The organism is Pseudobacter ginsenosidimutans, assembly GCF_007970185.1.
GTDB lineage: Bacteria > Bacteroidota > Bacteroidia > Chitinophagales > Chitinophagaceae > Pseudobacter > Pseudobacter ginsenosidimutans.
On sequence record NZ_CP042431.1, the window covers coordinates 3,210,879 to 3,223,903 of the forward strand.

Annotated in this window: 9 protein-coding genes; all 9 read left to right on the plus strand. The window is 47.2% G+C overall.

Annotation, left to right across the window (positions count from 1 at the left end):
• Positions 1-4 precede the first annotated feature (4 nt).
• Complete coding sequence (locus tag FSB84_RS13030; RefSeq protein ID WP_130544512.1) at positions 5-877, plus strand: glycerophosphodiester phosphodiesterase family protein; 873 nt, start codon at positions 5-7, stop codon at positions 875-877.
• A gap of 144 nt (positions 878-1,021) precedes the next feature.
• The gene (locus FSB84_RS13035; RefSeq protein WP_130544511.1) at positions 1,022-2,194 is read left to right on the plus strand and encodes a Gfo/Idh/MocA family protein; all 1,173 of its coding nucleotides are present in this window, start codon (positions 1,022-1,024) and stop codon (positions 2,192-2,194) included.
• Positions 2,195-2,306: 112 nt separating this feature from the next.
• Positions 2,307-2,861, plus strand: coding sequence for an RNA polymerase sigma factor (locus tag FSB84_RS13040; RefSeq protein ID WP_130544510.1), 555 nt, complete (start codon positions 2,307-2,309; stop codon positions 2,859-2,861).
• A 134-nt stretch (positions 2,862-2,995) separates the two neighbouring features.
• Positions 2,996-4,066: a FecR family protein gene (locus FSB84_RS13045; protein ID WP_130544509.1), complete on the plus strand. Its 1,071-nt coding sequence runs from the start codon at positions 2,996-2,998 to the stop codon at positions 4,064-4,066.
• A 91-nt stretch (positions 4,067-4,157) separates the two neighbouring features.
• Positions 4,158-7,619 (plus strand): TonB-dependent receptor, encoded by a 3,462-nt coding sequence (locus FSB84_RS13050; RefSeq protein ID WP_130544508.1) that lies wholly within the window; start codon positions 4,158-4,160, stop codon positions 7,617-7,619.
• 27 nt (positions 7,620-7,646) lie between these two features.
• On the plus strand, positions 7,647-9,344 hold the full coding sequence (locus FSB84_RS13055) for a DUF4397 domain-containing protein (protein ID WP_130544507.1): 1,698 nt from the start codon (positions 7,647-7,649) through the stop codon (positions 9,342-9,344).
• A gap of 5 nt (positions 9,345-9,349) precedes the next feature.
• Positions 9,350-10,558, plus strand: a complete 1,209-nt coding sequence (locus FSB84_RS13060; protein WP_207234361.1) for a hypothetical protein — start codon at positions 9,350-9,352, stop codon at positions 10,556-10,558.
• A 41-nt stretch (positions 10,559-10,599) separates the two neighbouring features.
• Positions 10,600-11,682 (plus strand): fasciclin domain-containing protein, encoded by a 1,083-nt coding sequence (locus FSB84_RS13065; RefSeq protein WP_130544505.1) that lies wholly within the window; start codon positions 10,600-10,602, stop codon positions 11,680-11,682.
• Between the two features lie 26 nt (positions 11,683-11,708).
• Positions 11,709-13,025: a fasciclin domain-containing protein gene (locus FSB84_RS13070; RefSeq protein ID WP_130544504.1), complete on the plus strand. Its 1,317-nt coding sequence runs from the start codon at positions 11,709-11,711 to the stop codon at positions 13,023-13,025.

Sequence of the window (13,025 nt, forward strand, 5' to 3'; positions counted from 1 at the left end):
AGATATGATCAGTAAAAGAATATTGTTAGGCTGTCTGATTTTTCAATCTGCTTTTTCATTTGCTCAGAAACCGATGCAGAAAGTGGTGGCCAATAATTTCAAGGAATTGCAGCAATACTTTACCTACAAGGATTCCAAACCGGTGATCATTTCAGGTCATCGTGGTGGCATGCTGCCTTATTTCCCGGAGAACAGTATCGAAGCGATGGAAAAAACGCTGACCATCCTCCCTTCTTTTTTCGAGATCGATCCAAGGCTCACCAAAGACAGTGTGCTGGTGCTGATGCATGATGCCACGCTCGACAGGACTACCACGCTCAAAGGAAAAGTATCCGACTACACATACGAAGAACTGAAGCAGGCGCGGCTGAAAGACCGTCAGGGTAACATAACTGATTTCAAGATCCCTACACTCATGGAAGCGCTGGAATGGGGAAAAGACAAAACCATTTTCAATCTCGATAACAAAGGCATTCCCTGGTCAAAGTATGTGGACATGCTGAAGGATAAGAAGTATGCGAATATCCTGCTGAGCGTACGTTCCATGGAAGAAGCATCTTACTACTACACACACCTGAAAGAAGTGATGCTCTGTGTGGCCATCAGGAACCAAAGCGATCTGGATGCCTGGAAGAAAACCCGCATACCTTATAACAGGCTGGTGGCTTATGTTGGTTATACGATGGATCCCAAACACCAGGCAGTATATGATTTCCTGCGCAGCAAAGGTGTAATGATCTTCATTTCTATTCATCCTACACAGGACAAACTGAAAACAGATCTTGAAAAAGTGAAAGGTTATTCAGAAGAACTGATCAAGCGCCCGGATATCATTGAAACTGATTATCCCGCTTTGTTTGTGAACGAAAAACCATAATGATAGTTTCATGGCAGGCATCTGAAGGGAGCGTCGAAAGCTGCTCCTTTTTTTGTGTGCATGTAAATCCACATCCTTCAGCCTGTTATGCAGTGCGAAATCAGGCATAACAATTGCGACTGTTGGCTTATAAAATCAGCCACCATGGTACAATTCCGCAATACCCGAAGGGCCTTTATCAGAAGCGCCACACAGAAGATCAGCTTGCTGGCATTAGGCAGTCAGGCTATTCCTGCCCTCGCTGAAGAACTGGAGCCCGTGGAAGAATTGCTTCCGCCGGAAGGCATCTTGCTGGAACAACCGCTGGCAAAAGAGCAGATCATTGCTGCAAAAAAATTGGGAATAGCCCTGGTGGGCCTGGGCGGCTATGCCGGAGGCCAGCTGGCGCCTGCCTTACAGGAAACGGAACACTGTTACCTGGCCGGCATCGTAACAGGTACGCCACAAAAAGCGGCTGACTGGAAAACGAAATACAATATTCCCGATAAGAATATTTACAATTACGAAAACTTTGATCAGATCATCGATAACAAGGATATCGATATCGTTTACGTGGTACTGCCCAATGCGATGCACTGTGAATACGTTATCCGCGCAGCCAAAGCAGGAAAGCATGTGATCTGTGAAAAGCCGATGGCCATTACCGTGGAGGAATGCGACAGGATGATCGCTGCGTGTAAGGATGCCGGTAAGATGCTGTCCATCGGCTACCGCCTGCATTTTGAACCCTATAACCAGGAAATGATGAGACTGGGGACAAAAAAAATCTTCGGTGAGATCAAAACCATTGAAGCGCATGATGGTATGGGTGATACCAATGGATGGAGGCTCGATAAAAAGCTGGCAGGCGGCGGCCCCTTGATGGATGTTGGCATCTACTGTGTACAGGGATGCCGCTATACTACAGGATTGGAGCCCATTGCCGTAACTGCTGTAGAAGGACCGAAAACGAAACCGGAAAAATTCAAAGACGTGGAGGAATCGCTTGACTGGACCCTGGAATTTCCAGGTGGTATCAAAGCACATTGCAAAACCAGTTATACAAAAAATATGAACCTTTTGCAGGCCAATGCAGAAAAAGGCTGGTTCAAATTATCACCTGCGTATCCTTACCGCGGACAGCAGGGCGAAACTTCAGAAGGAAAGATGAACTTCCCCTCCGTGAACCAGCAGGCCAGACAGATGGATGATTTTGCGCTGGCCATCCTGGAAGGAAGAGCCACACCTGTGCCCGGAGAAATGGGCAGACAGGATGTGAAAATTTTGCAAGCGATCTACAAAGCCATGGAAACAAAAAAACGCGTAGAGATAGTTTAGGAAATTTCAGCGTTGAAGGCGGAGGTAATAATTAGGTAATCTTACCCAAACAACGATTTGCTATACTTTTGCGGTCATGCTGCTAAAGCCCTAAGGAGAGCAGGTACCCCGCATGCAAAAGGCAAAAATTCATAATTCACAGGATGAGGATCTGCTGTTGCTCTGGCAGAACGGCAATGCTAAAGCCTTTGATGAACTGTTCAGGCGGTATTTTCAACCTCTATGTCAATATGCTTTCAATAACCTGCAGCAGTCTATGCTGGCGGAAGAACTGGTGATGGATGTGATGATGAGGATCTGGAAAACAAATGGACAGATCCATTGTCCCGCCGGTTTCAGGCCCTATATATTACGTGCATTGAAGAATGCTATCCTTAACCATTTCCGCTCCTCCCTTCCTGCCATTGTTTCCCTCGAAGATGTACCTGCCGGTGAAGAAATTCCCGCAGCTGTTTCCCCCGATCACAAATTGCTCCACGATGAAACCCGGGATCGTTATCTCGATGCCCTTTCTTCCTTATCGGATAAAAAACGGGAAGTGTTCATCCTCAGCCGCGAGGAAAGTCTTACCTATAAAGAGATCGCCCGCCAACTCAACATCTCTGTAAACACAGTGGAGAACTATATTTCAGCCTCCCTTTCCCATGTGAAAGAAAAGATGAAATAGTTTTTATTTTACCGCCTATGTTACCAAAATGTAAACTCCGTATTTTTTAGGGTGGTAGCTTTTCAATTCCGTGTTTATAGTAATGAGGCCGGTAAACACCGGCGTTTGCGTCAAAAAAATCAACAGCAACCAACTTGAAAGATCTGCATCAGCAAAAGGAATTGATCAAAAGAATGTTGTCCGGCAATATCAGCCAGGAGGAAAAACATCAGCTCAGTCAGTTGATGGCAGATCCTGCTTTCAGCTCACTGTTCAATACACTACTGGATGAGCAGGGAGGGGAGCTGGTGATGGAGCAGGATGAACAGGCGCAATTGTTCACCAATGAAAAGCTGGACTGGTTCCATCAACAATTACCAGTAGAAGATTCAGAAGCACCTGTATTCAGCATACACAGGCCGTTATGGAAAAGGATACTGCCTTATGCTGCAGCTTTGATTACAGCAGCCAGCGGTCTGTTGTTCTGGTGGTCCAATTCAGCAAAAGAACATAATACTTCTGTAGCACAGGAGATCAATAAAAAAAACGAGTATCCGGTACCGGTAGAAGAACCCGTTCAGTATACAGAGCATTTCAACCAGGGGAAGCGTCGTTTGAAAGTGAAGCTGGCTGATGGTTCTGTGGTTACTATCGGCAGGAAGGGAAAGATCAGGTACCCGGCAGGTTTTGAAGGAAATACCAGGGATGTTTACCTGGAAGGTGAAGCATTCTTTGAAGTAGCCAAAGACGTGAACAAGCCATTCACGGTTTTCTCAGGAGATGTTCGTACTCAGGTTCTGGGCACATCCTTCAAAGTGTCTGCATTGCCGAAATCAGCCGTGGAAGTTGCTGTGGTCACAGGTAAAGTGAGGGTAAGTTATCATAGTGGAAAAATAGAAAACGATCTGGCCACCATGTTGCCGGGAGATAAGATAAGCTGGAAGAACAGTCGTCTTACCAAATTGAAAATGGACCCGAAAGATGTACTGGCCTGGAAGCATGAGATGATGGTATTCAGGAAGCAATCCCTGGATGATATTCTCGATGTGTTCCGCAGGCATTACGGAGTTAATATAACAGTGATCAATAAAGGATTTTTACGCGAGAAGATTTCTCTCACACTGGACGAGAAAATGCCACTTGAAAAGGCGATGAATGTGCTGTCTGTGACAGCAGGGTTCGATCATTCAATCGATTCATTATCCAGGACCGTTACCATCAGATAGAAGGTAGCAAAATAATTAAGTCAAGACGGGAAAAAATTCCTGCCTGCCGGGCAGCAGGCAGTGCTATGCACAATAATCAACAATAAACGGTATGCGAATCTGTACAAGATCATCTTTTTTAAACCGGTTTGTAAAACAACCAGGGCTCTGCTGTTTCTTTTTATTGCTATTGTCCACCGGTAGCTTATCCGCGCAGGACCTGAATAAAAGGATCATCCTGAGCCTGGACAGTGCAAGCCTGGAACAAAGTATTCATGAGGTGGCCAAAAAAGCTGATCTCCGCCTGTCTATCAGGGAGAAGCTGTTGTCAGGCAGTACCAAACGCGTCTCAGTTGCTTCGCAAACGCTCACAACAGGCGAAGCGCTGACAATGGTATTGTCTGGCACCGGTCTTCGCTATCGTGTGGTGGAAGGATATATTGTAGTGGAAACAGCGCCGGTCCGCGGCAATGTTGCCGGCCGGGTATTCGATGCTGAAGGCCGCGCCCTCAGTGGTGTGTCTGTTCATATCAGGGGAACGAAGAATGGAGATATCACCGATGAGAATGGCGCCTTTTCTCTTCCCGTTCCTGAAAAAGGAGCCACGCTCGTATTCAGCATGGTTGGTTTTAAGGAAAGGGAAATGAAAGTAACGGGTGAGTCGCAGAACCTCCGCGTAGTTTTGCAATCAAATACCGCTTCGCTCGAATCTGTAACGGTGCAGGCCAGACGACGCACCAATACCTCCGCTTCTGTATTGAATGAAAGACGCCGGGCAGCCATCGTGCAGGATGCGATCTCTGCCGAACAGATCCTGAAAACGGGTTCCATCACCACCACACAGGCGCTTTCAAAAGTATCTGGCGTTACCATCACAGATGATAAATATGTGGCGGTTCGCGGATTGGGCGACAGATCGGTGATCGGGCAGCTCAACGGCGTGAGGCTGGCATCCTCGGATCCCGACAGGAGCTCCATCCCTTTGGACCTGGTGCCGGCATCCCTGCTGGATAATATCACCATCTACAAAACAGTTACTCCGGATAAGCCCGCTGATGCTGCAGCGGGCATCGTGGAACTGAAAACGAAATCAGTTCCGGAACAACAAACGCTGGAGTTCATTGCACAGACAGGATTCAATTCCAATATCGGCATAGGCGGTAAATACAATAGTTTCTGGAATAGTGAAATAGGCGCATTCGGAAACCAGATAAAAGACAAGAATCTTTCTTCCGATTTCAAGAACCTCGCCACACAGTATCCCGGCGGTTTGGGGGCGGTCCAGAAAATGATCGCCAACAGTAATTACAGTCCTGATGCCTACAAAGAAGTGAATCGCATCAACAATATCATGCGTGGCTTCGATCCCGTGATGACCACTGAATACAAAAAAGCGCCACTGAATCAATTGTACTCCGTAACCTATGGAAATAGTTTCGACGTATTCAAAAAACACAAGCTGGGGTTGATACTGGGAGGGAACTACTACCGCCGTTATACTGATATCAGCGGTGGTGACCTTACCCAGTACAGCATTTACCAGGGTGTGGTAACAGGAAATCCGGATGTGTACAGCCCGCGGAACATTCCGAACTATATAACCCCTAACAGCCTGTTCATGGGAAAGTACCAGACCTACAAGGAGAATACTGGTGTGGAGACCCTGAACTACGGAACGCTCGCGGGCGTCACATACCGTTTCAGCACCCTGCATGAGATCAGCATGCAATACCTCGGCAGCTGGGGTGGCGAGAACACGGCCACTAATCTCTATGGAAAGTATGAATATACCGGACTTCCCGGTGATGTATATACGACAACCTGGTCCCTGAAACAAACTTTCAGGAACCTGAACACTTTCAACCTGCAGGGAGAGCATAAATTTTTCGATAAAGAATACTCTCCCCGCCTGAGCTACAACCTCGCATCCTCTTCCTCCAAACAGAATGATCCAGATTTTCGTTTCGTAAGTCTCACGGATTACAGACCTCGCAATGGCGCTTATTATTTCAAGCCTGCTATCGGGGATATGAGCGGTGCAGGAAGTTATGTGTATACCGATCACCTGTATGCGCTCACTTCAGGATATGTGAATGGCGTGGGCGCTATCGGACTGATGCAGGCCGAGCCGAATGGCCGTCGCTGGCGCAACCTGGATGAACAGAATTACAACTATAAAGCAGACCTTATCCTTCCTTTCAAACTCCTGGGCCAACGCCAGGAATTCAAGACCGGTGTGAACTATCTCTACCGTGATCGCAGCTTCACGGAGAACCAGCTCTTCCTGCCCGGTTCCAATTTCTCACCCAACAAAGCTGTAACCCTTTACGATGTTTATGGAAATCTGAACACATTGGTGAGTAATAAAGTGATCGGTCTCTTCCTGCCTTCCGGCAGTAATGGAGAGGGACAAATGCCATTGAATGGTTTTCTGTACAATAGCCAGAAATCTCCCAACAACTATACTGGTTATTATGAGACCAATGCCTTTTATGGCATGCTGGATCTTCGGTTGAATGATAAGTTCAGAATGACCGGCGGTGTGCGTTTCGAGATGACGGATATCGGCTCTTCCGTTGATACGGCCGGCGTTTTCCTGGATCCTTCACTCACCGTGAAAGGGCCCGATGGTTCTTCCGTACCCATCAATCCTATCAATCCCAATACTGTTTATAAAGCTGATTACAAACCTTATTATTCAGTGAATGCCACTTACACACTGAACAGTAATATGAATTTCCGTGCAGCTTTCAATACCACGCTGGCAAGACCTGAATTGAGGGAGATCACCAACATCTTCGAATTCGATGCCTTCCAGATGGGCCTGGTGGTAGGTAATCCGAACCTCATCAACCAACAAACGAAGAACCTGGATTTCCGTTGGGAATGGTTCACAGGTAAAGGTGAAGTGATTGCCATCTCTGCATTTGGTAAGCAGATCGAAAACCAGCTGGTAAAAGTGTTCACGCTGAAAACGGATGGCCTTGCAGCCAAATATCCTGAGTTCCCCGTGATCCAGTTCCAGAACGATCCCAATACCGGTAAGGTATGGGGAATGGAATTCGAAGTGGTACAGAATCTCGGCAGGCTTTGGAAACCGCTGAAAAAATTCTTCTTCGGATCCAACCTGCTGCTGGCTCAGAGCGAGATCAAAAAAACAACAGAGCGTTATGCCGCCAATAAATCGCTTGACAGACATACCCCGCAGAACAGTCCATTATTCGAGCAGGCTCCCTACAGCATCAATGCATGGCTCAACTATGAAAACAATAAAACAGGAACGGACATCACGCTAACCTTCAACATGGTGGGAGAGCGCCTGGTGCAGATCAATCTCACCGGTGAGCCTGACCTCTATACACAGCCTGTTCCTTTCCTGGACCTGGTGCTCAGCCAGCGCATCAGCAAGAGAGTGTTGTTCAAAGGTTATGCAAAGAATATCCTGAACCCTGCCATCAAAACCGTGTATGCCAATCCGCAAACCGGTGGTAAATGGTATGGCAACGAGTATATCAACCGCAGCTTCAAAAGAGGCGCAGAGATCATGTTCGGATTTACTTACAACCCATTCTGAGAATAATCGAATTCAAAAGAACTACGAATGTCAATACGTTTACAATACAGTTCAGGTCTGATGGCAACTTTGTTGCTGCTGGCCGCCTGTAAAAAAGATAAGTCTGATTTCGGATTCGATAACCGGCCGGTGATCGACAACCAGAAGAAATCGAATGTGCGCATCGTGAACCTCAGCGCTTACAACCAGGTAGTTGCCGATGGCGACAGTCTCACCAATTTTGTAGTGCGGGGCCCGAGCGATCCCATGACCGGCAGATATCCCGGTACTAAATATTTCCCTGCTGATGGCAGGCTGGGTAAGATCTGGGAGATACCTATGGATCTTTTCGGCACCGGGGATAAAACGGAGCTGACCATTTCAGATAAAAGTTACAGTGGTTTCAATAGCAGCGTTGGCTTTACTGCCGAAAACAGTTACAGCAATCCTACAGATTATATCCTGCTTCCCTTCGAATATTTTACCGGCCAGCCTAAGATAGTGCCGGTAACAAGAGGCGTAACTGGTCCGTCCAAACCTGATCATATCAAGATCAGGATCATCAACCTCACAGGCAATATCAATAATCCTGTATTCACTGAATTTGGTACGCAGGAAACACTGAACGGCGCTGTTACCCTCGCCTATGCAGATGGAACACCGGTAAGCGATAAAACAAGCCATATCAGTACAACCGCCATGGTATCTGAATATGTGGAGGTCCCTTACGGTACTTACCAGTTCAGGGTGTTGACTGAAAATGGAAAACAGTTCCCTTCTCCATTTTCCGGACTCAATTACAGGATCATCGATCCGGTTACCTCCACTTATTCCGATGATTACGGATCCAGCTCCAATCTTGTGTTCAATCCCGTTGCCGTGTATCAGCCCGGTGGTGTGTATACGGTGATCGTAACGCCTCAGCGATTCAATTATCATATCAATGAAATGACGGAGGAATCATTCCTCTATCAGAATTCTATGCAGGTGATCACTGATATCAGTCCAGCTGCCAATGCTACTTATTTCAGGATGCAGGCTGTGAATGCGCTGCGCGATGAGGAGATCAGTTTTGTTGCAAACAGCCAGGCAGTAGGCGGCGCATTGAAATTTGGCGAAGTTGGTACTTATGCCAACCTGATCAATGGCGCTTTCAAGGTGGAAGCGAAGAATGCAGCAGGACAGGTAATCGCAACTGCTGAGCAGGAATTGAGGGCCAATATGAATTATACAGCCTGGTTGTATCCTGCAGCAGATGGAGCGGCAAAACTCTTGATCGTTGCCAATGATCTGAGTGGCGTGCAATACGCCGGCGGATCGGAAGATGGCACCTACGACAGGTTGAAGCATAGCTTCTTCCTCTTCAAACGCTTCCTGAATTTCTCTCCCGACAATCAATACATCACTTACACACTGGATAACGGACAACCGATCAGCACCAATGGCAGCGTGAATCTGCAACCAGGCATTCCCGTTATAGTACAGCCTTACCTGGGCACAACAATCCATACGCCTTCCTACCAGATCATGGCTTACCGCTCAGCGCCAGCTGTTGTTCCCGGTACCTGGGCAAATGATATACCTGTATTGCATTCGGAAGATTTCATCGCAAGAAAATCCCTGTACAACAACGCCGGCAAGGCTTTGCCGGTACATGAGAACGGGATCTTCACGGTGGCGCTTATCGGAAGTGCCGGCAGCATTGCGCCCAAAGCGAAAATGATGATCGTAAAACATAACAAATGATGACAATGCAACTGATAAAAAAGATACTCCTGCTCATCCTGGTGGTAAGTTGTGTTACCGGATGTACCAAGGTGGACTATACGAAGATCGATGAGCCAGCTTACCTGCGCGTGTTCAATAATTTCAACTACGGCTTCAGCCTGGGCGATAAGGATAAGAAAGTACCCTTTCTCTGTATGATCATCAATCCTACTTTCGATGCCGAAGGCAAGCCCAATGGCGGACAGATCGTGGGAGATTTCCTGGACGTTCGGGATTATTATGCGCCTCCTTATCCTTCACATGTTGGCTCCAGCACTTCCGTGAACAATCCGGAATATCCCGGCAAGGAAAACGTACTGGTTGGACCGATCGTGAATGGTTACGATCTCAGCAGCTGGGCGCAGATCCCGTCCGGAACGCATCGCTTCGTATTCTTTTACAGACCAAAGAACAGCGTGCCTTATTTTAAACTGGACCGCAACCTGATTGGTGATGTGATGAAGGACACCACCCTTACGCTTACTCACCATGAAGTGTATACGATGCACCTTCTGCAGAAAGATTATTTGACGAAAGAGAATGGTGTTCTCCTGAGACAGGAAACCTTTCTCAAGCAGCCTCTGAGCGATTCCCTTGCTTACGTGAATTTCTATAATTACAGCGCCAGTGGCTTCCAGGAATCTTCCGATGATATTAAACCCGAAGTGTTCAAGATGGGCCAGTTCCAATATGGCATCAAAGACAAGATGGATATTTTCCTTACTATCTATTCCGACCAGGTGTCTGCCCTCACGGATGGCGGCAGATACAGGTTCAACGCAATACCGGGATATAAGGGTAAATACTTTGCTTCCGTTGAACGTAATATCAGTTCTGCTGCCGTGGCCTCCTATCATAGTTACCCTGTTTTTCCGAATCCCGCAGAGAATGGCAACGTTACACAAAGCTGGCAGATGTGGGACTTCTTAAGCCCTGGCATGAACCCGGCCAATAAACCTTACCACGTAATGGATACTAAAACAGATGGCAACTGGGCTTCTCTGGCCTGCCTTAATCTTGGGCTGGAAAAACCCAGCCCTCACAATGGCGCCGTATTGCCCAATATGCTGGTGAATATCCATTCCGGTGTTCATAATCCCAGAACATTCGCCACGGTGAATACGATTGAAGTGATAAATGGCGGCGTATATCTCACCACAATACAACGGAAATATCCGGCTCCGGTGTATTGATACCGGAAACGTATAACCGAATCTGAATATTAATTCTTTGTATGAATACATTTTTCAAGTCACTCAAAATAGCTCTCGCGGCGGTAGTATTACTGAGTTCCTGTGAGCACGACAACCTGGAAGTGCCGAAGCCAAACGAGAATATCCGTCCTGCGGCTGACTTCATCAGGAACAACTATGATTTCCGCTTATTCTATTCGGCCCTCGAATATACTGGCCTGGTGAACGAGCTCAACGCGCCGGGCCCTATTACGGTGCTGGCTGTGCCTGATAATGGCTGGAGTGCCATTGGAGTGAATACGGAACAACAGGTCCGCAGTTTGAATAAAGACAGTCTCCGTCATGCCCTGCAATACCATGTGTTGAAGAACAGGAGATGGATCACTACCGATTTCGCTACCAATGGGGTGGACGTTCGCCTCGAAACATTGGCCGGGGAAAGCGTGTATGTTTCTGCAGTAAACAAGAACAACGATTATTTCTTCGGGGGCGCCAGGATCTCCCGCAAGGATATCATTCTCGCAAACGGAGTAATGCAGGTGATGAACAAATTCATGCAGTACCATAAAGGGAAAACAGTGCAGGATCACCTCGCTGCAAAGCCTGAGTTCAGCCTGTTTGTAACCGGACTGAAGAAATTCGGAATCTGGGATGAACTGGCTAACAAAGGTCCTTTTACCATTTTCGCGCCCGATAACGATGCGTTCGCCGCCAAAGGCATCACAGCTGAAACCATCAATAATCTCAATGTGGATCTGTTCCATGCGCAACGTTTGTTCGGTGCTTATATCATATATCAAAGTCACTTCTTTGTATCTGATCAGCACGTGTTCAAATCTCTTGGGGCAGAATATTCCTATCCATACACGCTCAGGAATGATACCTGGTATGTGAACTTCGGAACAAGCCTGCTGCAGACCAATCCTTCCGATATATTCTTTACGCCCTATCCTGAATTGACATACTTCAGACCAGTTCCGGGAGGATTGCCTGTGGTGATAGGAATGGTCACACAAAGCTCTTACAATTCGAAGCCCCTTGTATGGTATGACCATCTCTGTGAAAATGGGATCGTTCACCGCCTGCACGGACTGCTCGCGCTTCCTGCAGATGCCAGCAAATAATCGTTTTGAGTTAAAAAAGATTACACATGAAAACTTACATACAATACGGGTTCATTGCATTGATGCTCCTGGCATTGATCACAGGATGCAAAAAGGATGAATACATCCCGCCGCCCGAGGGAGAAAAGATCCCATACCAGGACCCCATGCACCAGCCTGTTGCTGAAATTTTGACGAACACTCCTTTGTTCCGCAAACTGATAGAACAAAGCAATATGGATTCCCTGCTAACTACAAAAATGCCCCTCACCATCCTGGCTCCATCCGATGCCGCCATGCAGGCGGCAGGGTATACGGAAACAACCATAGCAGGTATGGCGGCTTTGGACGCGGATACCATCGTAGCCCTTCACGTAGTAAGGAATACCATTACAAAGGATGAGTTGCTGCGTGTTGCAGGCAATTTGGAAACTGCCAGCCTGCTCAAAAAGAAAGGCCTCTATGTTCGGGGATACTATTACGGTGATGGACAGACGAACAATATTTCACGCGATGCATTTTGGTACAGGCAGATGCTGAAAGGTTTGGGTGATAAATTATGGGTGAATGGTGTGCCTTCCGGAGACCTCAATAAAGCGAAGCCCGCTGAATATGGTTATGTATATGTGCTGGATAAAGTACAGGTAAGACCAGTGGGCCAATCATTCTGGTCTTACCTGGAAACTGATCCCAGGTTCAGCATGTTCATTCAGCTGCAGAAGAAAGTAGACGAGCTGTTCGATCTCAAATACAGGAAAGTGTATGAAGAGAATACCGGCTGGGACCCCGGAGGCTGGGGCTGGGTAGATTCCAGGAGAACACAATATACACTGTACTATGATATTCAGGCTGACCCGTATGACCCGAATGGCGATAGCTATACCGGTTTCAACACCATGTTTGCTCCAACCAATGATGCCTTTCATGCAGCCGGCTTCCAGACCATCGATGATGTGCTGGCTATGAATGAACAGCTCTTCAGGGAACCAGTATTCGACTTCAACACCTGGGAGATTTCTTCCTTTGGTTATGTGACCGATTCCATTTTTACCTACCACTGGGATTACGGATTGGACAACCAGCCTTATACAGGTCTTTATGGTAAGCGTGGGCCGGTAGCCAACCTGTTCTATGCGAACGATCTCAGGAATGAATACCTGGGAGATTTTATGATCAGTAGTTATGTGGGCTACTTCTACTATAGAATGCCTTTCAACTTCGGAGAGAAGGATGGTAAACCTACCGTGCAGGTAAAAGGTTCCACTGCAGAACCAGCCACTGTACTGGAAACCATCCCCACCCTGAGTGGGCCTCTGCACGTGGTTGACCGTTTACTGATTCCCAAAGACCTTAAAATGAACTAA